This is a genomic window from Almyronema sp. (assembly GCF_052168255.1).
Taxonomy (GTDB): Bacteria; Cyanobacteriota; Cyanobacteriia; order Phormidesmidales; family Phormidesmidaceae; genus Sphaerothrix; species Sphaerothrix epifaneia.
Window position 1 is genome coordinate 1 of the sequence record NZ_JBQLZL010000091.1, and the last position, 20,243, is coordinate 20,243.

The window sequence follows — 20,243 nt, forward strand, 5'->3', positions numbered from 1 at the left end:
GCTCCCACAGGTTAGCGCTTTGGCGCTGCTGTAGAGTCGTTGTCATGATGGATGAATACCTAAAAGAAATATATACTTTTGTAAGCAATCTGTGAATGCCTACATTAAGAGATTAGCTTTAATACTTATTTTTGTAAACCTTTTTGTCCAGAAAAGTTATTGACTGAGCTATTTCTCCTGTCTACTTACCTCCGTCAAACGCTTTTCAGGCTTGCTTTTCAGGCTTTATGAGAAAAGGAGGCTGCAATGGCTGCGGCTATCTCAGTTTTGTTTTTACAAGTAAAAGTTTATGTTTATTAGTTAAGAAAATCTAAACAGCTAAGTCAGGCTTGACAAAGTATGAACAGCCTCAACTTTTGATGTTTTATGGCTTGGTATAGGTCAAGGCTCGCCATGCAAATTGGGGCAAGGAAAGCATCCGCCGCCAACGCCAGGGTTCTTGATATAGCCGATAGAGCCATTCGAGATGATTTTGACGAAACCAAGCTGGAGCACGGCTTTTGCTGCCTGACCAAATATCAAAGCTACCACCGACGCCCACCCAGATAGCTTGAGGGCAGAGATGTCGGTGTTCAGCAATCCAAAACTCTTGGCGAGGCACCCCTAACCCAACAAAGATTAACTTGGGCTGTAAGCTGCGTAAGCTCTCTTGAAAAGCAGGTTGCTGTTCCGGTGTTAGATAACCGTGCTGTACACCAGCGATCGCTAAGTTAGGCGATCGCTGCTGCCAAGCCTGCATAGCTGTTTCCGCGACGCCAGGAGTGCCGCCATAAAAAAAGACCGCTTCGTCTGGAGCTACTTTCTGCAACAATTCAGCTGCTAGTTCAATGCCGGGACAGCGCTGAATACGTTTACCCTTCAGCCGAAAATAAAGCACAATGCCTGCGCCATCTGGAATCACTAAATCTGCAGACTGAATAATTTTGCGTAAGACCACATTTTGGTCAGCCTGCATTGACATCTCGGCATTTAAGGTGACGACATGGGCTCCCCTGCCTTGGCGCATGTTGGATAACAACCAGCCAGCGTAGTCTCGACTCCAGTGAATCGGTAGTCCCATCACAGAAAGCTGTTCTAGGCGATCTGGTAGCATATACAACTCTCCGGCGACAAATTTCTCTCATTGAAGTGGCTAAAGTTGCCGTTGTCTATTGTCTCTGATTTTTGTGACTTGCGTAGGCTAGTCTGCAAACCAGTGTCTTCCTGATGACGCAGTTGGCTTGATGAAAATCTAATGATTCTGGTTGAAGAGTTGTTTAAAGTCTCTAAAGCTTTGCCATGCCGCTTCGAAAAAACGGCTTAATAAAAGAAGTCTTCTGTATTTATGGCTATAGACACCCAGGTTAAGACACTTCAACGGCTGAAAGCCTCTTGTCGAAAACCTTTCACCCTGCTTTTAGCCTGCTGCCTTTAGCTATAGATAGCTGTCTGCTGCTTCCATTTGAGGGTGCCAAAACCGCTGCCGCTGTTGCCAAAGATGGGCTAAGTCCTTTTTTGGCATACCTCATTTTCAGGATGTTGACTTTGAAATCGTTATGTTTAAGCTCAAGGATCTCAAGCTCGGTCAAAAATTTACGCTGCTTCTAGTCTTGATATTTTTAAGCGGTATTGTGGCCAGTGGGGCTGCCCTCTCTAGCACTCTTAACTATGGTGCCCAGGTACAAGTGACTACCAAGGCGCTTATGTTAATGGAAACCATGAACTCGGTGCGAGAGTATACCAACAGCGAAGTTAAGCCAGAACTGACAGCTCGTTTAGCCACTGAGTTTTTACCAGAAACCGTGCCCTCTTACTCTGCCCGTGAGGTATTTGAGACGTTTCGTTCGAGTCCACTTTATAGCGATTTTTTCTACAAAGAAGCTACCCTCAATCCCACCAATCCGAGGGATCAAGCGGATGCCTTTGAAACTCGCATCATTGAAGGTTTTCGTGCCCAAAGTAACCCTAAAGAGGTCAACGGGTTTCGCTCGACACCGAGCGGTGAACTCTTTTATATTGCGCGGCCCATTCAAATTGTTGAGCAAAGCTGTTTGGAGTGCCATGGTTTGGCCTCAGCAGCACCTGCCAGTTTAGTCGATCGCTATGGCAGTGAACATGGATTCGATTGGCAGATGGACGAAATTGTCGGTGCCCAAGTAATTTCAGTGCCGGCGTCTACGGTATTGAGCAGCGCTCGCAAATCATTACTGTTAATTTTGGGAATTTTTGTCGCAGTGTTTGCGATCGCCATTTTTCTGGTCAATATTTGGCTTCAACGCTATGTGGTGCGTCCGCTCAATCGTATGGCGATGGTTGCAGAAGCTGTCAGTACAGGCGATACTGACGCTGAGTTTACCCAATCCTCCAAAGATGAAGTCGGGCAATTAGCTCAATCATTCAACCGGATGCGACTCAGTTTGCAAATGGCAATGCAGCGCCTAGAACGATATCGCTCAGGTCGGCGCAGTTCTGGTTCTTCAAAGTAACTGGCTCTGAAATTCTTCAGCTTTTGTCGCATCAGGAATTTCTGCTGCCAATAGGGAAACAAGCTGGCGATCGTCTATGTCGGGATAGTCAGCTAGGGTTTCTTCGATCAAAAAGGAGGCCATTGGCCCTACGCAGCGGGCTAATGCTTGCTGACAGCGGTTTAAAAAGAGATCGCTAATGGAAGACGAGAGGCTTGATTCGCTCTGGTTGGCGATGCTGGCAGTTCCCAAAGAAATTTGTCTGCCTCCTGAACTACCCGGTAGCTGGATCCGGCTAGTAAACTCCGAAGCTTGAGCCGCGTTAGAAATGTGAGAAGCCAATGCTTCGACAAACCCTTGAGGAGAAATTTCAGGATACTGCTGCAAAATGTCTTCAACTAAGAAAGACGCCATTGGCCCTACGTAGCGGGCTAGCTCTTGACGACATTGGGCTAGAAACTGAGATTGCTCTGCCATCAAACCTGAAGGCAATGGCATGTCTGAACTAGCAAACTCAAAGGCCGGATCAGGATTGATCAGCGTCGGGGCTGTCGCCGACAGCGGAGCTGCCCAAGTAGTAGAAAGGGGGGCTGTCCCGCTTGCTTCTAAAGCTGCTAGTACGTCACGAGCTGATTGATATCTGGCTTTGGGTTGGGGGCTGAGCATTTGAGTGAGCACCTTTGCAAATCCCTGGCTGATATCAACTTGCGATCGCCACTGCCATTCCAGCGAATCTTGATCCATTAGCTGTCGGGGATACTGATTGGTCAATAAAACAATTGCCGTCACTCCCAAGGCATAAAGGTCGCTACAGGGATAGCAGCGTCCCAAACGAATTTGCTCAGGGGGGGAGTAGCCAAACTTACCCACAATAGAAGCTGCTTTGTCGTTAGTCGCCTGCTCTACGCCAGAACACAGCTTTGTAATTGCGTCGTTGACCAGTCCAAAGTCAATCAAAACAGGCAGATTGCGCTGCTGAGAAAAAATAATATTGTCAGGTGAAATGTCACGATGCACAATTTTCAGGCCATGCAAATAGTCAAGAACCTGCAGCATATGCTGTAGCCACTGTATGACCTCTGCTTCTGAAAACGCTTGCCGCTGCTGACGGCGGTGCTTCATCAGGTGAGAATAAGTCACCCCATCAATATATTCCTGCACAATAAAAAGGCGCTGAGATTGGGCAAAACAAGCCAGAAACTTAGGCACCTGAGGATGGTTGATTTGGTACAGTGTCTTTGCTTCTCGTTTAAAGAGATCAAGCGCTTTTTGCAGTGCATGGTTAGAGCGATTCGCCGCTGCTGGCACAAACTCTTTCACCACACAGAGTTCACCAAATCGCTGGGTGTCTTCTGCCAAATAAGAGCGACCAAAACCTCCCTGGCCTAACAAACGTTGAATCGTATAGCGTCCGGCGACCTTGTCACCAGCCGCTAGGTGTCCTTGAGGAATTTCAATCGCGCACCGGGCGGCTGGTGTGGGTGGCACAGAGGCAGGCTTGGATTTAGGCGCAAAGGGCGAAACGTGATAAGCAGGTACGGCTTCTTGGATATTTTTTAGCTGGAGCGGGCCTGCATCTACGGCATGCAAGCTTAACCGGGACTTAACGACGTCATAGACCAACTGAGAAATGCAAAGATAGCCCGGACGGGCTGACGTTTGCAAACGAGCTGCAATATTGACGCCATTGCCCATGACGTCAGATTCGCTGAAGAAAACATCCCCTAAGTGAATGCCAATGCGGTGCAAAAGTCTTTGTTGAGGCGGTTGCTGTTGATTGACCTGGGCAAGCTGTTGCTGAATTTTGACGCCGCAACTAACTGCCTGCACAGCACTGACAAAATACATCAGCAGGCCATCTCCGGTTGACTTCAACACGCGTCCTTCAAACTGTAGACACAGCTTTTCCATTAGCTGTAAGTCGCGCTGGATAATTGTCAGCGTTTCTTCCTCGTCAGTTGACATTCGCGCACTAAAGCCAACGGCATCGGTAACGACAATGGCTGCGAGTGTGCGCTGTCCTCGACCTTGGGCTAGGGCGCTGTTTTCCATAATGTAACCTGCTGCAAACAGAGAGTTGTGTGGTGATGAGACGAGTGAACGGGTAATTAATTGATTAGTTCTCACCCATTTCCCAACTAGATTGCGGCACCCTTAATTAGTTACGCTATGCCAGAATCGGGAAAAGGTAGAGAACTGACCCGAGCAATTCCCTAAATCACTGCTACAAAGTTTTTTCAGTGATCTCCGCAGTGACTTGTGACAGTCTCAAAAGCGGATAAACCGACTTGACACACCCCAATGGACAGCTACAGCCAAAGGCGGAAGGCTAAAGCCAGAAGACAAAATGAAAGCTTCTTTGTTAGCGGCTTTTAGCAATTTAAGTGGCTCAACCTGAGTGGCTACAGCTCTATAAGTTCAGTCTAGGTCGCTGGCCTCTCTAACTTGCCATCTCCGAGAAAGTACTTACAGTTTCTTTAAGCAGATGTTTGGCAACGGTTGATTAAAGTTATTCAGGTTTGTTGCAGATAGGCTTTAAAGCGAGTCTGAAGCTGGGCTACCGTCAGGTTTTGAGTCCAGTATTCTACTAAGGCGTGACCAAAGGCCCAAGCGTTGCGATCGGGAGCGCTGGGATTGTCTAGCAGCAGCGGCCACAGGGTTAGCAAGTCAAAGGAGCGGGAGGAGGGCTGGTCGTCATTGAGTAAGCCAAATAACTCGTAAGCCATTTGCAGTTTGCCAATGACTACAGGCAGTTCTTCTACCGGAATTTTTTCGGCTAGCAGATAGGCTAAGGTCGGTGAGCCGGTTGTCAGAGTAGAGAGAAATTGTAGGATGGGGCTTTTGAGCAGAGCCGTTAGCCCTTGAGTGGTGGCCATTTGAAAGGTGTAATGGTCGATAATTTTGGCTGCTGCGACCGTACGCGCTTCTTGATTGCGTAAAAACCGCGCTAGCCGCTGTTGCTTGGCGGGTTCTAAATGGCTGATAAGGGCTAGGGAGAGGGCTTCGAGATTCCAAGGCGATCGCCCGGTTACGTTATCCTGCGTGACGACGGGAACGCCCTGGGTGCAAAGGTCGCCAAACTGCTCTAAACGATAAGCCGTTGCTGCTCGAATGGATTGTTCTTTGGGGCGATCGCCTTGTTGCCAGTCGTAAGGGGGTGTCCATTCTCGAATGGGGCGTAGCCGATCGACTTGGGTAATCGCCACGATAACGGGTATATCAGCCCCGTCTACCTGTAAATCTCGCAGAAAGTCCACGTCCATTTGTAAAGCGGGATCTAAAGCGGGCGTGACCAGCAAGATCAAATCGGTAGTTGCGGCATAATCCAACACCTGTTGTCGCAGTCTGGCTTGCCGCACCTGTTCATAACCCGGTGTATCCCAAAGCGTCAGCGCTTCACCCGTGGCAGCTTGCCACTGATAACTTTGAATTTCATCGGTGCTGGGCAATACATCGACGGCTGCCCGCTCTGCCTTAAATAAACTGTTGATCAAGCTACTCTTACCTGCCCCGGTGCGGCCAGCTAGCAAAACACTGACGGGCTTTTGAGCCACCTGCTCTATGGGTTCAGCGCGGTCGAGCAGGGTTCGCAGGGTTTGGGTTTGGGCTTTGGGAACAGTCGCGGACTCTGGGGCTAGGGCGGCTGGGGGTAGGGCTGTGCCACCATAAAGGGCGATCGCCTGTTGAGCTAGATTTTTTAAGGCAGCTTCTCGTAAAAGCTGACTCAGGTTAAACAAAAGCTGCTGGGTAGCGCGATCGCTGGAGCGCTGAGTGGCTACTTTGGCGGCAGCAGCGGCTGGATTGATCACCCACTGCGCCCAGTTCCAAACCTGCCAGAGTTTACGAGCCGAGGGTTCCAACTTTTGATAGACCTCATAGGCTTGATAGGCTTGCCCAACCGTCATTTGGTTGAGTACCGGAGCAAGCTTTTGCATCCAGCGATCGGTATCATCCACAGTGCCCCGAATCAAACCGTAGGCTTGAGGGATATAAATACTGAGTAAGGGATACTTAACTTCGGGATGGTAAAGATGGGCGATCGCAGTAACGGTATCCTGACAGCGTTGCCAAAAGGTAGACCAGTCTTCCCAAATGGGGCGATCGCGCTGTGCGGCCTCTAAAATTTTTTGGAGTGCAGCTTCGGCTTGCTGCCAGTTAGCAGGGGAACCAATGGGTTCTAAAGCCGTTTCTAGTTCTTCGCTCACCTCAGCTACTGCCGCTTCTAGCTGTTGGGTCACAGGGCGAGTCCACCGCACCAGCAGCCAGCGCCAACCGACAATAATTAGCGTCAACACTGCCCAGATCCAGCTCAAGCCCCATTCGTGAATTTTCCACCCAGCGGCAATGAGCAAAAAAGTAGCGATCGCGATGAGCGGCAACCCCAGAACCGCCCATTGCCAGCGTTTGAGTTGAACCATCTTAGCCCCCATAGCTTTTGTTTCCAGTCTAAAGAGGCTTTCTCCTCTTGAGACAGGCTCTAAAGCTAGAACAAAGCCAAAAATACCTGATTGGGCAGACTATCTGAGACTTCCAGCGGCTGAACAAGCAAGCTCAATGCAAAGCAGCTTTTCCTGACGCATCTGGCTTGTGGTGAATGGCTAAGCGATCGAGGAACTTGGCTGTCAGAAAAGATTCCAGCAAGCCAATCGCAAACCTCTGTTGTAAGTTTTGTAAAGCTTGCCACCAGCCAAGCGTTCCATCAATCTTCAGTTTCGCCAAACCAAATAGCTATTTGCGCCAGTCCCAAAAAAAAGCGTGCGTAGACTGATTGACTACGCACGCTCAGATTTTATAGTTGACCTATGCCAACCTCAGAAGCTTAAGCAACACCAGCGGGTTGAGCAACTTCCGCACCCTTCAAGTAAGCCAGCATCGTGTCTGCGTCGGAAACTTCAAAGGGATCAGTGGGGCAATTGTCGCCGAAATCAGGTTCAATAAAGACCTTTTCAATTTCGCCGTCGTTGACCACCATCGAATAGCGCCAAGAACGCATACCAAATCCCAGGTTGGACTTGTCTACCAGCATCCCCATCTTGCGGGTGAATTCACCGTTGCCATCGGGTAGCAAGAAGACTCTTTGAGCGCCTTGCTGCTTACCCCATTGGAACATCACGAAGGCATCGTTAACCGAGATGCAGATGATGTCATCAACGCCTTGAGCTTTGATTTCGTCATAAAGCTCTTCGTAGCGAGGCAGGTGAGATGAGGAGCAGGTGGGGGTGAATGCACCAGGCAGCGAGAAGAGAACTACTCGCTTGCCGCCAAAGATGTCTTCGGTGGTGCGGTCTTGCCAGCGAAAAGGATTCGGGCCTTCTACCGACTCGTCACGTACACGAGTTTTGAACACAACATCTGGAACGCGCTTAACAACTGTCATAAATACCTCACTAACTCTAGAAGTAACTTGGCTTGCAGGCCATCACAAATAGTGAACTGCTCTCAAATTAGAATAATTCTATTTTTAGAAAAAGTGCAAATATATAAGCCTTCAAAAAGAATATGAATTTTGATATAAGAACTCCTTTTGTCTAGACCTTTGGCTGTGTCTTTTGCGTTACGATCGCAGAACCCATACTGATATAAACAAGCAAAACCAATAGCCAGACCATGAGTCAGCGCTTAGCCGATCCCATCGTTAAAACGCTCAAATCTAAAGGCTTGCGCATAACGCCGCAGCGATACTCTATCTATGCCAGCTTGCTAGAGAGAACCGACCATCCAACCGCCGAGCAGCTTCTAGTCGATCTCAACCGTGATTTGCCAATTTCTTCGCAGGCAACGGTGTATAACTCTTTGCAAGCTCTTTGTGACGCTGGATTGGTTCGTGAGGTGCTACTAGAGCATGGGGTTTCCCGCTATGATGCCAATACTGAAGCGCATCACCATTTTGTCTGTCGTCAGTGCGGTGTTATTGAAGACATTGACTGGCATACTTTTCCAGACTTAAGCCTCAATCAGCTACGACCCGGTTTGCAAGCCGAAGCTTATGAGGTAACTGTGCATGGGCTTTGCGATCGCTGTTGTCACTAGCTGTCGTTGTTAGCGATGGCAGCGCAGATTCAGCTTCAGTACGCTGACCTTTAGCGGCTAATGGTAATGGAGTGCTTGGTTTTTTGCTTGTTCTGTTAGCAGCTAGCTTTTTTTGCTTTCAGAATGTAATCGTCAGAATTTTATTCAATCAGCAAAACCTTTTTGGTGCCTTTGCCGTGGGCGGATTTGTTGATCCAACCCTGCAAAATTCATTTTTGCTGTTGTTCATGCGTACGGTGGTGGTGGTTCCCTTACTAGCCACCTTAATGCCAGCGCTCTATCGGCCTGCATGGAAAGAAATTCGTCAGTTAGCCATGCCGCAACAGCGAGTTTTTTTGGCGCAAGCGGCGGCTAGCGGCGTTTTTATGTTTTTATACCTGGCTTTGCTTTATATCGCTATTGGCTTAATTCCGACTGGAATCGCGCTGACGCTGTTTTTCACCTATCCCGTTTTTACCGCCTTGCTGGACTGGTGGATTTTTGGCGCTCAGCCTTCCCGGTTTCGCTGGGTAATCATGGGGCTAATTTTGGTGGGCAGCTTTTTAGCTATGCCCCTCACCGGAACTGAATTGAACCTTACTAGCTGGCTGGGCGCTATTTTGGGGGTTGCTTCTGGGGTGGCGTATGCCCTGTATGGGGTGATCGCGCAAAAGAGTTTTGAAAGGGTTCATCCAGTGCCGTTTACTTGGTTGAGCTTTGCGGTGACGCTGGGGCTATCAGGGATGAGTTTGCTGTTTTGGCGATCGCAGTTTACGTCTTTAGCTTGGACCGGATTGTGGATAGGCGGCGTGCTTTCGGCCATTTTCACTTTGACAGGCCATCTTTTAAACAACTTTGGCATTCGCCTGATTGGGGCTACTCGGGCTTCGATGGTCGGTGCTAGCAATCCAGCGCTAACGGCACTGCTAGCTTGGCTAGCGATTCAAGAAAGCTTGAGTGGGTTGCAGGTCACAGGCGTTGGGGTGGTAACGCTGAGCGTAGCGCTATTGAGCCAGGAAAAAGCAAAATCGCCTAGCTAACGACAGAGGAGCTGAAAAAGTTGTAAACTTTTATAAACAGATTTTCATATTCTAAAGTTTACTGACGTTTTTGAACTAATCCCGATGTCTACCAAACTTGGATTCGGCTCATCTAAACCGCAGCGTCGGCCTTCAAAAGGAGCCGCGCAACGGGCAAAAGCTTCTCAGCAATACGATCGCTTAAAGGCTGACGGTACGCCAGATTTTGAAATTTATATACGGATTCGCGGTAAGCAATCCTGGTATCCGGTAGGGGCGATCGCGGCTAAGCGATCGAGCCTGATCAACCGGGCTATTTTTAACAGTCAAAGCGATTTGTTGCAGGGTGCTTTTCGGCTTTATCCGGTTTTGCGCAAACACAAAGATCAGTTGGAATATGGCTATCGTTTAAAGGAATTTAAAGATGAGCCAATTCAGCTAGCGACAGCACCCGGAGCGGGCGTTTCTGGGGCGATCGCCCAATTAGGTCAGCAAATGACCGCTTGGTTCAAACGCTAGCAACCGTCAACTTTAATTTACAAGACTGGTCGTCGCCATAAAGCCGGAATTGAGTAGGCTAACAACGCGACCCAAATCAGGCCAAACGTGACGACGTGGGTAGCTGTAAAAGGTTCACGGTAAAGAAAAACGCCCACCATCAACTGAAGCGACGGCGCAATGTACTGAAAAAAGCCCAGCGTGGAAAAGCGCAGGCGTTTGGCTGCGTGGTTAAACCAAAGCAGCGGCAAAGACGTGGTGATGCCCGCTCCCACGAGCAAAAGCGTAATGGGCCAGTGGCCGCTAAAGCTGCCCACCCCTTGCACCGCCCAATAGCTCACCAAGGCGATCGCTAGGGGCGTTACCATTAAAGTCTCAACCGCCAGCCCAATCATCGGCGTTACCAAGGCGATTTTGCGTAGCATGCCGTAAAAAGCAAAAGAGAAGGCGAGTCCCAAAGCAATCCAGGGCACCGTTCCTAGCTGCCAGATGAAGTTGACCACAGCCACTATGGCCAAACCCACTGCTAAAAGTTGGCTGCGGAGCAAGCGTTCGCGAAAAAACAAAAACCCTAGTAAGACATTGACCAAGGGATTGATGAAGTAACCTAAGCTGGCTTCAACCACCTGGTCACTGTTGACGCCGTAGATATAAAGTCCCCAGTTGAAAGAGAGCAGTAAGGCGGTGAAAGCCAGTAAAACTAGTCTTCTCGGCGATCGCAAGAGTTCAGTTAATTCAGCCCACCGCCGCTGCAAAAGCAAAATACCGCTGAGAAAAACCATCGACCAGATAATGCGATGACTCAACACCTCAACGGCGGGGACAGCGTCTAGAAATTTCCAGTAAATCGGCAGCAAGCCCCACGCCCCATAAGCCAAAATGGCATACAGTGGCCCTATCCCCACAAGCTGATGAGAGGTCGCCAGAAACCGGGAAAAGCGCTTCAAAAGATTTTAGATAAAGTAACGAATAAACAGCGACTATTGAGGAAATGATTTAGTATCGATAGTATCTATGATGCTAGCTCAGGGGGCATGAGTCCAATGGAACTTTTGATCCTTTTGGCGATCGCCTTTGCTGTCTTTACGGCTTGCTCAATTTTGCTGACAGGCATTTTAGTTGCCCCTTGGATTATTGTGGTGGGGGTCTTACTTTTAGGCTTACTTGCTATTCAGTGGCTTTCGCTTCAGAGCAATTCTCAGTTGCCTGTTGTTCCCGATACCTCTTTGAAGCCAACCGTTCCTATGCCGCCGACTGATCAGCAAAGCCCTGCTAAAAAGCAAGCGGCTGATTTAGTTTATCGCGGCGTCCATTACAAAATTCACCCTTCCCATCCGCCGCAAAAAACTAATCAAACTGAAATTAGCGGCGTTTATCGCGGTCATCCTTGGGGCAAAACAATCAAAAACGAGCCAGCTACTAATAATCTCGATCAAAGCACAACTAATCAAAGCAAAAGCACCCCTGAATTAACTTACCGGGGTGCCAAAATCAAACCAAAGTATTCAGAATCTGACGCCTAAACGTCGGCTTAGCTCCCTATTGGGGCAAACCTTCAGCGTTTAGATAACGCCTGTTCCCTTGCCGCGCTCATCAGCCTTAGAGGTGAGCTTACCCTCTTCGTCTGTTTGGTTAACCTCATCCATTTCTTCCATCCGCTCGGCGGCGCTGGCTTCTTTTTCTGCTCGCAAATCGCCAGGTTCTTCAACGTACATTTCAGGCTCAACTGCAAAATTGTTGATTAAGCCTTCGCTATCGACGGTATAGCCTTCGGAGTTAGGTTTACCCTGATCATGAGGCGTTTTTTTATAGTTTTCACCCTCTCGTTCTTTGCGGGCGGCTGTTTCTGCTGGAACAATCTTGCGATCGTAAGTATCTTTAGAAGCGTCGTGTGTGCTCATGGCATCTCCTGTATTTTTTATAATGATTAAGTCAAAAAATCCTCAATCAATTAGCTTTTTAAGCTCAATTCAATACTAAAGAGTTGGCCATAATAAACATCGTTCCAAAGAGGGATCTCCGTTTTGTCCTCTGCAATGGCCGCAAAAAGACAAATTCCTTCCTAAAAAGGATTAAGGTACCGTACCAAATGGTTGAGGATTGAGTGCTAAATCAGCCGCGATCGCCTGATACAACGCTGCGGCTAGTGCCGTATTGGCTTCGTCGGTCAACCCAGTTGGGCTATGAAAAGCTTGGTTTTCAAACGTTTCGTATAGGCGATAGAGATCAACTACTTTCGCATTTTCAGACGTTTGGGCTGCCTGATTTGCGGCTTCAGCCAACTTAGGGTAGCTCTGCCGCACGCGCTCGATATAGTCTGTGCCTAGCTCTTTCACAATAGCTGCCTCAGCAGGCGTCAGCGCTTCCTCAGCGCGTCCGGTAATTTCTGGCTGCACGCCGATAATCAACCGTTTGCGCATCCCTGACGTCCAGCGCACCATTTGTAAAAGATGTTGGCGATAGCGATTGACCCGCTGGCTTAGCTCAGCCTCATCAGCCGCCAACTGCTCATGTAATGGCAGATCAGCCCTAGCTGTCAACAAATTCAGCGGCTGAGTTGAGCTTTCATCGGGTGGCTTTGACTGCGGTAGATAATACTTAGCCAAGCGGACGCTATAAAGACGGTTGAACCACTGAGCAATTTGCCGCCGCAGACGACGGCTGAACGACTCTCGCTCATTGTGTAAAGCCGATTCCAGACCAGGAAAATCTGTACCTAACTGATTACTTGGCAGGAGCAGATCAGGATAGCTATCTAGCACCACAAGCATATCTGGATCGTACGCTGCCACCCGCTGTACCAGCAGCGCTAGCTCATTGCCAGCGGCATATCCTGGAACGGCAGCATTGACTACCCGATACTGGCCAGCACGAATTCGCGGTGGCAACGCCAAAGCTTCTTGCACTTGGTCGGCCCGATAAGGGAGTACCGTAGGCTGAAACTGCCCGGGGTTGGCTGCTTGCTGAGCAACCTGGTTGTTGAGTTGAGCTTCTAACTTTTCAGTAAAAGTTGATTGATTGTTAGCGCTGAGCTGACCAAAAGCGGTTGAGCCGCCCAAAACAAAAATGCGGATTTCGTCGCTGCCTTTGGTTGTTGAAATCGGTTCAAGATCTCGAAAACCCTGCTCATTAATCGCCCAAAATTCGCTGCTTTGTGCAGGTAGAAGCTGATAGCCTAAAAGGGGATTACGAGCTGCCGCCAGTTCACCGCTGTGAGGAATCGCTTCATAAGGATCTCCTTCTGGATCAACAAAGTTCAGTTGATAAGCCTGCACAATCGGCGCGGTTTGATCTTGGGTCAGCCTTTCAGTTAACCCTGCCATATTGACAACCAGTCGGGCTAGCAATTCTATTCCGATGGGAATAACAATCACCAGCAGCAAAACAGGAAGCCAGCGAAATCTTCGTGATTTTCGTTCGTAACGGCTGCTATATCGGCGGCGGCGACGATTAAACACCATGAGTGGCCCTCGTATCCCTTCACGCAGTGCGCCTCTGATAGACGCTAGAACACCCTCTTATGTGCCCCAGCCGGTCAATAGTGCGGCTGCTTTGGCTGTAAGCCAACCAACCTTTGGGCGGGAACGCCTGTCGATTGTACTACTGTCTGCTAATTTTTCTAAGACTTCCTGCTGTTTCAGCAAAGAACGGGTTAAATTCTGCCGCATCGTTACATTTAAGCCTGTTCCGCTTTGCCGAAGCTGTCCGGGGGCTTTAGGCAAGTGCGAGCGAAAGTAAAGCTGGCAGCCATAAAACGCCATCAATCCAGATGTTATAAGTGTCGCGGTGGGTGTTGGCATCCACCTGGCTAATGTAACTTAGGGTTAAAATCAATGACGGTAGAGCGATCGCTGGAGCGGGTATTTGCAGGTTTTCTTGCCAGCCCCAAGCCAGCAAAGCGATCAGCAAAAGGTTGGCCGCTAGCCAAAACCAGCGCGTATTGCTGACTCCCCACAGCACTGGCATGGTGTAGACACCTTGCTGACGATCTGACTCTATATCTCGAATATCAAATATGTGCGAGTTGCTGCCGACAAAAATCAACAAGAACAAGCTTGTCAAGCCACCTGCCAAGTCTAAGCCTTGCTTGGCATAGGCCAGTGGGACGGCAACTACTGCGTAGGTAATGGTTGCAGCAACGATCCAAGCCTTTGCCCCAGGAATATCTTTGAGGCGATACCAGCGCCACTGCGAATGTCGATAAATCGGCCATAGAGGTATGCCGTAAACGAGGGGAATGAGTCCTCCCAAGCAGACCCAGCGCACTGTAACCGGGGCTTGGTAGATTAGCCAGCTTAGCCCAATGGCTGCAAATCCTAGCAGTAGCGTAACCCCAGAGTGGCGGAAGAAAGCCTGGGCTTTTTGATCGGGGATTTTTTGAACTTGAGTGTCAATGACTCGATCTAAATTGTAGGGAATTAGCGCCGCGACAAAAATGAGCAAGATGGGGGATATTTGCCACGCTAAGGCCAGCGTTTGCTGGACAAAGAAGACCAAAGAGGCGATCGCCGCTGATACCCAAATGTTGGAGTAGATAAACAGTCTAAGAAAAGTATCGTAAAGGACTTGTCGATGACAGCGATCGCGCCAAAAACTCAGATTCATAAAGATTGACAGGTACTTCAACTTTCTTTCTTAAGAAATTTTAAGAAATTTAAGCTTGATCCGGCTTGCCCCAAACGGCTGGGGTTCGATCCAGCTCAAGTCGTTTCTCCCTATTCGCTGTCAGCCAGATAAAGTTCTGCTCTAAAGACTTTGGGTAGCGAACTGCTTTAGGATTGAACTGGTGACTGAAAATTTGTTCTGCCCTTGTGGCCTCAACAAGAGAGAGAACAAGTTTTGAGACAGAGCGTTGATGAAAATTTTTTGTCGATACCGCTTGCTACTTTAGAAGAAAACTGGCTGACTGTCGGGTGGCTTAACCATGAAATCTGCGATCGCTCAACTAAAAACAGCTCTTCAAAGAGCTATGGCGCAGGCGTTTGGCCCCAACCTTGCCGATACCGATCCTATCTTGGTGCCAACCAGCAATCCCAAGTTTGGCGATTATCAAGCCAATGTGGCGATGTCTTTAGCCAAGCAACTGCAAGACAAACCCAGAGCGATCGCCGAAAAGATCGTGACTCATTTAGATGTCAGCGAATTGTGTGACCCCCCTGCCATTGCTGGGCCAGGGTTTATTAACCTAACCCTCAAAACCGCCTATCTAGAAAACCAGCTTCAGCAGTTTCAGTCCGATCCGCGCTTAGGCGTCGAGCCGACCAAAACTCCCCAAAAAGTCATCGTGGATTTTTCTAGCCCCAACATTGCTAAAGAAATGCATGTCGGGCACCTGCGCTCTACCATCATTGGAGACTCAATTGCGCGGGTTTTAGAGTTTCAAGGCCACGACGTTCTGCGACTTAACCATATAGGCGACTGGGGTACCCAATTTGGGATGCTGATTACTCACCTGCGGCAGGTGTGCCCAGAAGCCATTACTGACTCAGGCAACGTTGACCTAGGTGATTTGGTTGCTTTTTACCGCGAGGCCAAGCAACGGTTTGATACCGATGCAGATTTCAAAGAAGCTTCGCGTCAGGCCGTTGTTGAACTGCAAGCAGGTGACCTAGACGCTGGTAAAGCTTGGCAGATTCTCTGTGCTCAGTCGCGTCAAGAATTTCAAAAAATCTACGATCGCCTGCACATAAAGCTGATAGAGCGCGGTGAGTCTTTTTATAATCCCCTCTTACCGGATGTGGTAAAAGATCTAGACGCCAGCGGTTTGCTAGAAACCGACCAAGGGGCTGAAGTCGTTTTTTTAGAAGGCTTTCAGAACAAATCAGGTGACCCGTTACCTTTGATTGTGCGTAAATCAGATGGCGGCTATAACTATGCCACCACTGATCTAGCGGCTATTCGCTATCGCACCCAGCAAGACGCCGCCGATCGGATTATTTATATCACTGACGCTGGGCAAGCCAATCACTTCGCTCAAGTGTTTCAAGTGGCGCGGCGAGCCAATTGGATTCCAGCGGATGTTGAACTGGTGCATGTGCCTTTTGGCGTGGTTCAGGGGGAAGATGGCAAAAAATTTAAAACCCGCTCTGGCGAAACCGTGCGGCTTAAAGATCTGCTGGATGAAGCCGTCAGGCGATCGCGGGCTGACCTAGAACAGCGCATTGCCACCGAAGATCGTCAAGAATCTGAAGCGTTTATTCAAACCGTGGCCGAAGCTGTCGGCATCGGCGCTGTCAAATACGCCGATCTCAGCCAAAACCGCACCAGTAACTACATCTTCAGCTACGACAAAATGCTGGCTTTGCAGGGCAACACAGCCCCCTACCTGCTATATGCCTATGTGCGGGTACAAGGCATCAGTCGCAAAGGCGGCATTGATTTAGGCAACCTGGGCACAGATGCCCAAATTCACTTAGCAGAAGACACCGAGTTTGCCCTAGCCAAGCACCTGTTGCAGCTAGATGAAATTTTGGCAGAAGTCGAACGCGATCTAATGCCTAACCGCCTTTGCCAGTATTTGTTTGAGCTGAGCCAAAAATTTAACCAGTTTTACGATCGCTGTTCAGTGCTACAGGCCGAAGAACCTCAGCGAACCTCTCGCTTGATGTTGTGCGACCTCACGGCTAAAACGCTAAAGCTCGGACTGTCGCTGCTGGGCATTCCGGTGCTAGAGCGTATGTAAGCTTATGACGCTAACGCTAACGCTGATTTTGCTGCCAGAAACGTTTGCGATCTGTCGGCTAGCCCCGGAAGCGCCTTTACCTTACTGGGCAACCGGGGGTTCTCTATTTTCTATTACCCGTACCGCCGAAGAACTCTCAATTGTTTGTGCCGACAGACGCATACCAGAAACCGTCATCTGCGATCGCCCCTGGCAAGCCCTTAAAGTTGACGGTCCTCTAGATTTTGCCCTAATCGGTATTTTGGCTTCCCTGGCGACTCCTCTGGCTGAAGCGGGCATTAGCATTTTCGCCATTTCTACCTATGACACTGACTATTTGCTGGTTAAACAAGCCCAGGTGAAAGCTGCGATCGCTGTGTTGAAGCAGCAGGGTCACCGCTTGGTGTCGTTGGGGCACCCCGATGAGGGGCTATCACCTTAGAGCGGCAACGATTAGCCCAGCCCCAGCAAAATTAAGCCAAACTGGCTAACTTAAAAACTTTTGCACAGCAAAAAGCAGCAGCCGAAGTTAGCCGCTTAACCTGCTTTAAAGACCCACGAGCCTAGAGCTGAGAAACTAACTTTCTGACTTACGTTGCCGATTAGATCGATGGGCTACCAGCGTTAGCAAACCGTAAATTGATAAAAGATAGGCAATAGCAAGTACAGGAATAATGAGCGGGATAGCGCCGTAGTTCATGATGCGTGTGATTCAGAGCGAGTGGGAAAGTTTTTATAGAAAAAAGCTTGCACAGACATTTCAGGCGTTCAAGAACCCAAAGGCTCCCCATTCGCCCAAATAAGCTATGCGCAGATATCCTCGCAAAAAGCTATGCGAGTTGGTAAATTAGAGTTTTGAGTAAGTTATGAGGACTTACCGCAAAACCTTTTAATGAAGTGAACTCAATCTGCTTCTCCTGCTTCTGAGAGAGCAAGTAAACATTGCCTGATCAGAAAGCTAGCTGGTGTACCCTTGATGGATACGTAAGCTGCAACATCTCGCAGAAGAAAGCAGGATCACTTCGCCTCAAACCTATGACCTCAGCCCATAATTGCTTACGAGCCAGTAGATTATTAAGTTTTTCGGAAATCTTATCTATAGATTAGCATACATCTGCTGACTGTTGGCGAAATTCTGAGAAAGCCTTAACAAATCTCAGAAGTTGTCAGAACGCTTGTGCGGTCGGCTTTTTGGGTTTTTATTCGGCGACGATAAAAGCGCTGCCGCTTAATTTTTCTTAAAATATAAGATTTTTTCTGTTTTTTGGTGTCAAGACTCCCCTGGGCTGTTGGGGATCGCTAAACTCTGTCGTTATTGCTTAACATACTGATGGCTTGACTTAGAATGAAGACAGATAATGTAAAATTTCGTTAATAACTTGCCTGAGTCGGCTATCCATGACTTCAGCCATCTCTCTTTTTTCTCCTGTTGAAGCAGACTTGAGTTTGCTATCAGAAAATCTTAAGCGTCTGGTGGGGGCCCGCCACCCGATTTTGCACGCAGCTGCTGAGCACCTTTTTGGGGCTGGCGGTAAGCGAATTCGGCCAGCGGTTGTGCTGCTGCTGTCTCGTGCGACTATGTCTGATCAGTCGTTAACAGCCCAGCATCGGCGTCTCGCTGAAATCACTGAAATGATCCATACCGCTAGTCTCGTCCATGACGATGTGGTGGACGAAGCGGAAATGCGGCGGGGAGTGCCTACCGTCCACAGTAGCTTTGGTAATCGAATTGCGGTCTTGGCAGGTGATTTCCTCTTTGCCCAATCTTCTTGGTATCTAGCTAATTTAGACAACCTAGAGGTGGTTAAGCTGCTGTCGCGAGTCATTATGGATTTGGCGGAGGGAGAAATCCAGCAAGGCTTGAACCGCTTCGACACTGAACTCAGTATTGAAGCCTATTTAGACAAAAGCTATTACAAAACGGCTTCACTGATTGCTAACAGCGCCAAAGCCGCCGGGGTGCTGAGTGGCGTCTCTGCTGAGCTGAAAGAACAGCTTTATGGGTACGGGCGCAATTTAGGGTTGGCTTTTCAGATTGTTGATGACATTCTCGATTTTACGAGTTCAACAGAAACGCTAGGCAAACCAGCAGGCTCCGATTTACGCAGTGGTAATTTAACCGCTCCAGTTCTTTACGCTATGGAGGAACAGCCAGCCTTGGCACAGGCGATTGAACGTGAATTTGCCGAAGTAGGTGACTTCGAAAAAGCGATCGCCACGATTCATCAGAGTCAAGGAATTGAGCGATCGCGTACCTTAGCAGCCAAGCATATTGAGCAAGCCAACGCTTGTTTAGCGGAGCTAGCTCCTTCTACCTCTCGCCAAGCGCTATTAGACATTGCTGATTATGTTTTAAGACGGTTGCACTAGTCCAGGCAATTGCGTTTTACAATTTGTGGCTAAATCAAAACTGGTTTACAAGACGCCGTGAACTTTGCTCTGGTAGTCTAAATGAGATTCTTATCAGAGGGTAGGCGTGAGCGATTCCCGCGTTATCTGTCTGGGCGAAGCACTAATAGACTGCTTAGCTGACCAGCTAGGTGTACCGTTGTCTGCCGTCACGTCTTGGACGCCTTATCCAGGGGGAGCGCCCGCTAATGTTGCTTGTGCCTTGGCCAAGCTGGGCACCCCCGTTCGACTGGTTGGCTGTGTCGGCTCAGATCAGTGGGGTGAGGCGTTATTAAGTCTGTTACAAAGTCGAAAAGTTGACTGCACCTATTTACAGCATCACGATCAGGCACCTACTCGCCAAGTTTACGTGTTGCGAGATCAGCAAGGTAGCCCAACTTTTGCAGGTTTTAGCCAACCTGATCCGACTCAGTTTGCCGATGCGCAGCTTGCAGTCGATCGGCTGAATGCCGCTCTCTTTCAAGATGCTCAGTTTTTAGTCGCGGGCACCTTAGGACTGGCTTACGACAAAACTGGAGAATCCATTCGCTGGGCTGTGGACTATGCCCAAACCCATGCCATCAAAGTTGTCATCGATGTTAACTGGCGGCCTATGTTTTGGCCGCAACCAGAGATTGCTCCAGCAACAATTCGCCAAATTTTACCAGCCGTAGATTTCTTAAAGCTATCAAGCGATGAGGCAGACTGGTTGTTTGATACGCAAGAGCCTGCTGCGATCGCTCAACAGCTCGACAATTTGCAGGGCGTTTTAATTACAGCAGGGGCGATGGGTTGTCGCTATTGGTTGGCCGGACATACCGATCAATTTTCCGCTTTTGCCGTCGATAGCGAAGATGCTACAGGAGCCGGAGATGCCTTCTTGGCTGGATTTTTGCACAAGCTAAGGCAAGGAGGCATGGCTCAGCTTGAGGATGCGATCGCGGCTCAATCCCTGATTGCTTATGCCAGCGCCGTGGCAGCTTTGACCACTACTCGACCGGGGGCGATCGCAGCGCAACCCTCAGCCCAAGAAGTTGAAGCGTTTCTTTACTTGCAGCAATCTCTAGCCTGAGGGTGGCAGGTTGGGCGGTTAGCGATCGCGGCGCTTCAGGGGGGCAAAGATCTTTCCTGAGACGCTGAGAATAAGGGCAAAAACCAGTTTAAAACTGAGGAGGATGTCGGATGGGTTTCCGGTATCTACCTGTATTTGCCTCAGTTTTGGCT

18 protein-coding genes are annotated in these 20,243 nt (G+C 49.0%); 9 read left to right on the forward strand and 9 right to left on the reverse strand.

The window, feature by feature from the left end; genetic code table 11:
• Nucleotides 1-364: 364 nt before the first annotated feature.
• Nucleotides 365-1,093, reverse strand: coding sequence for a WecB/TagA/CpsF family glycosyltransferase (locus tag ACTS3T_RS19365; RefSeq protein WP_377967802.1), 729 nt, complete (start codon nt 1,091-1,093; stop codon nt 365-367).
• Nucleotides 1,094-1,535: 442 nt separating this feature from the next.
• Here ACTS3T_RS19365 and ACTS3T_RS19370 point away from each other — a divergent pair, with 442 nt between their 5' ends.
• Nucleotides 1,536-2,465: a c-type heme family protein gene (locus ACTS3T_RS19370; RefSeq protein WP_377967800.1), complete on the forward strand. Its 930-nt coding sequence runs from the start codon at nt 1,536-1,538 to the stop codon at nt 2,463-2,465.
• Here the strand turns inward: ACTS3T_RS19370 and ACTS3T_RS19375 are convergent.
• The 3 genes from ACTS3T_RS19375 to ACTS3T_RS19385 all read right to left on the reverse strand — a co-directional run bounded on the left by ACTS3T_RS19375 (nt 2,457) and on the right by ACTS3T_RS19385 (nt 7,821).
• A complete protein-coding gene (locus ACTS3T_RS19375; RefSeq protein WP_377967798.1) occupies nt 2,457-4,496 on the reverse strand; it encodes a protein kinase domain-containing protein in 2,040 nt (679 codons plus the stop codon). The two genes, ACTS3T_RS19370 and ACTS3T_RS19375, sit on opposite strands and share 9 nt — an antisense overlap.
• Nucleotides 4,497-4,957: 461 nt before the next feature.
• Entirely contained in the window at nt 4,958-6,862 is a 1,905-nt protein-coding gene (locus tag ACTS3T_RS19380; protein ID WP_377967796.1) for a GTPase family protein, read from the reverse strand.
• A gap of 401 nt (nt 6,863-7,263) precedes the next feature.
• Nucleotides 7,264-7,821: a peroxiredoxin gene (locus ACTS3T_RS19385; protein ID WP_377967792.1), complete on the reverse strand. Its 558-nt coding sequence runs from the start codon at nt 7,819-7,821 to the stop codon at nt 7,264-7,266.
• A 230-nt stretch (nt 7,822-8,051) separates the two neighbouring features.
• Here ACTS3T_RS19385 and ACTS3T_RS19390 point away from each other — a divergent pair, with 230 nt between their 5' ends.
• The 3 genes from ACTS3T_RS19390 (at nt 8,052) to ACTS3T_RS19400 (ending at nt 9,991) form a co-directional block, all read left to right on the forward strand.
• Nucleotides 8,052-8,474 (forward strand): Fur family transcriptional regulator, encoded by a 423-nt coding sequence (locus ACTS3T_RS19390; RefSeq protein ID WP_377967790.1) that lies wholly within the window; start codon nt 8,052-8,054, stop codon nt 8,472-8,474.
• Nucleotides 8,475-8,545: 71 nt separating this feature from the next.
• Nucleotides 8,546-9,493, forward strand: coding sequence for a DMT family transporter (locus ACTS3T_RS19395; RefSeq protein WP_377967789.1), 948 nt, complete (start codon nt 8,546-8,548; stop codon nt 9,491-9,493).
• Nucleotides 9,494-9,577: 84 nt separating this feature from the next.
• Nucleotides 9,578-9,991 carry an HHL1-like protein gene (locus tag ACTS3T_RS19400; RefSeq protein ID WP_377967787.1) on the forward strand — a complete coding sequence of 138 codons (414 nt, stop codon included), beginning with the start codon at nt 9,578-9,580 and terminating at the stop codon, nt 9,989-9,991.
• A gap of 17 nt (nt 9,992-10,008) precedes the next feature.
• Here ACTS3T_RS19400 and rarD read toward each other — a convergent pair whose 3' ends face one another.
• A complete protein-coding gene (gene rarD, locus ACTS3T_RS19405; protein WP_377967785.1) occupies nt 10,009-10,917 on the reverse strand; it encodes an EamA family transporter RarD in 909 nt (302 codons plus the stop codon).
• A gap of 96 nt (nt 10,918-11,013) precedes the next feature.
• On the opposite strand from rarD, the gene ACTS3T_RS19410 reads away from it, so the two are divergent.
• Nucleotides 11,014-11,493, forward strand: coding sequence for a DUF4278 domain-containing protein (locus ACTS3T_RS19410; RefSeq protein WP_377967783.1), 480 nt, complete (start codon nt 11,014-11,016; stop codon nt 11,491-11,493).
• A 39-nt stretch (nt 11,494-11,532) separates the two neighbouring features.
• Here the strand turns inward: ACTS3T_RS19410 and ACTS3T_RS19415 are convergent, their stop codons facing one another.
• The 3 genes from ACTS3T_RS19415 to ACTS3T_RS19425 form a co-directional block, all read right to left on the reverse strand.
• Nucleotides 11,533-11,871: a hypothetical protein gene (locus ACTS3T_RS19415; RefSeq protein WP_377967781.1), complete on the reverse strand. Its 339-nt coding sequence runs from the start codon at nt 11,869-11,871 to the stop codon at nt 11,533-11,535.
• A 171-nt stretch (nt 11,872-12,042) separates the two neighbouring features.
• On the reverse strand, nt 12,043-13,431 hold the full coding sequence (locus ACTS3T_RS19420; protein ID WP_377967779.1) for an SGNH/GDSL hydrolase family protein: 1,389 nt from the start codon (nt 13,429-13,431) through the stop codon (nt 12,043-12,045).
• A 253-nt stretch (nt 13,432-13,684) separates the two neighbouring features.
• Nucleotides 13,685-14,575 (reverse strand): UbiA family prenyltransferase, encoded by an 891-nt coding sequence (locus ACTS3T_RS19425; RefSeq protein ID WP_377967777.1) that lies wholly within the window; start codon nt 14,573-14,575, stop codon nt 13,685-13,687.
• Between the two features lie 319 nt (nt 14,576-14,894).
• Here ACTS3T_RS19425 and argS point away from each other — a divergent pair, with 319 nt between their 5' ends.
• Both argS and ACTS3T_RS19435 read left to right on the forward strand, forming a co-directional pair.
• Nucleotides 14,895-16,652: an arginine--tRNA ligase gene (gene argS, locus ACTS3T_RS19430; RefSeq protein WP_377967775.1), complete on the forward strand. Its 1,758-nt coding sequence runs from the start codon at nt 14,895-14,897 to the stop codon at nt 16,650-16,652.
• Between the two features lie 4 nt (nt 16,653-16,656).
• Nucleotides 16,657-17,073, forward strand: coding sequence for an ACT domain-containing protein (locus tag ACTS3T_RS19435; RefSeq protein ID WP_377967773.1), 417 nt, complete (start codon nt 16,657-16,659; stop codon nt 17,071-17,073).
• A 135-nt stretch (nt 17,074-17,208) separates the two neighbouring features.
• Here the strand turns inward: ACTS3T_RS19435 and ACTS3T_RS19440 are convergent, their stop codons facing one another.
• The gene (locus ACTS3T_RS19440) at nt 17,209-17,331 is read right to left on the reverse strand and encodes a hypothetical protein (RefSeq protein WP_462935412.1); all 123 of its coding nucleotides are present in this window, start codon (nt 17,329-17,331) and stop codon (nt 17,209-17,211) included.
• 698 nt (nt 17,332-18,029) lie between these two features.
• Between ACTS3T_RS19440 and sds the strand changes: the two genes are divergently transcribed.
• The gene (gene sds, locus ACTS3T_RS19445; protein WP_377967771.1) at nt 18,030-19,001 is read left to right on the forward strand and encodes a solanesyl diphosphate synthase; all 972 of its coding nucleotides are present in this window, start codon (nt 18,030-18,032) and stop codon (nt 18,999-19,001) included.
• A gap of 106 nt (nt 19,002-19,107) precedes the next feature.
• Entirely contained in the window at nt 19,108-20,091 is a 984-nt protein-coding gene (locus tag ACTS3T_RS19450; protein WP_377967769.1) for a carbohydrate kinase family protein, read from the forward strand.
• Nucleotides 20,092-20,243 lie beyond the last annotated feature (152 nt).

Bases quoted from the DNA above. Each gene is read 5' to 3' on its own strand.
- ACTS3T_RS19425 (WP_377967777.1), bottom strand. From the start codon at position 14,575: ATGAATCTGAGTTTTTGGCGCGATCGCTGTCATCGACAAGTCCTTTAC.
- ACTS3T_RS19380 (WP_377967796.1), bottom strand. From the start codon at position 6,862: ATGGTTCAACTCAAACGCTGGCAATGGGCGGTTCTGGGGTTGCCGCTC.
- ACTS3T_RS19385 (WP_377967792.1), bottom strand. From the start codon at position 7,821: ATGACAGTTGTTAAGCGCGTTCCAGATGTTGTGTTCAAAACTCGTGTA.
- ACTS3T_RS19420 (WP_377967779.1), bottom strand. From the start codon at position 13,431: ATGGTGTTTAATCGTCGCCGCCGCCGATATAGCAGCCGTTACGAACGA.
- argS (WP_377967775.1), top strand. From the start codon at position 14,895: ATGAAATCTGCGATCGCTCAACTAAAAACAGCTCTTCAAAGAGCTATG.
- ACTS3T_RS19415 (WP_377967781.1), bottom strand. From the start codon at position 11,871: ATGAGCACACACGACGCTTCTAAAGATACTTACGATCGCAAGATTGTT.
- ACTS3T_RS19375 (WP_377967798.1), bottom strand. From the start codon at position 4,496: ATGGAAAACAGCGCCCTAGCCCAAGGTCGAGGACAGCGCACACTCGCA.
- ACTS3T_RS19435 (WP_377967773.1), top strand. From the start codon at position 16,657: ATGACGCTAACGCTAACGCTGATTTTGCTGCCAGAAACGTTTGCGATC.
- ACTS3T_RS19400 (WP_377967787.1), top strand. From the start codon at position 9,578: ATGTCTACCAAACTTGGATTCGGCTCATCTAAACCGCAGCGTCGGCCT.
- ACTS3T_RS19410 (WP_377967783.1), top strand. From the start codon at position 11,014: ATGGAACTTTTGATCCTTTTGGCGATCGCCTTTGCTGTCTTTACGGCT.
- ACTS3T_RS19370 (WP_377967800.1), top strand. From the start codon at position 1,536: ATGTTTAAGCTCAAGGATCTCAAGCTCGGTCAAAAATTTACGCTGCTT.
- ACTS3T_RS19390 (WP_377967790.1), top strand. From the start codon at position 8,052: ATGAGTCAGCGCTTAGCCGATCCCATCGTTAAAACGCTCAAATCTAAA.
- ACTS3T_RS19440 (WP_462935412.1), bottom strand. From the start codon at position 17,331: ATGAACTACGGCGCTATCCCGCTCATTATTCCTGTACTTGCTATTGCC.
- ACTS3T_RS19365 (WP_377967802.1), bottom strand. From the start codon at position 1,093: ATGCTACCAGATCGCCTAGAACAGCTTTCTGTGATGGGACTACCGATT.
- sds (WP_377967771.1), top strand. From the start codon at position 18,030: ATGACTTCAGCCATCTCTCTTTTTTCTCCTGTTGAAGCAGACTTGAGT.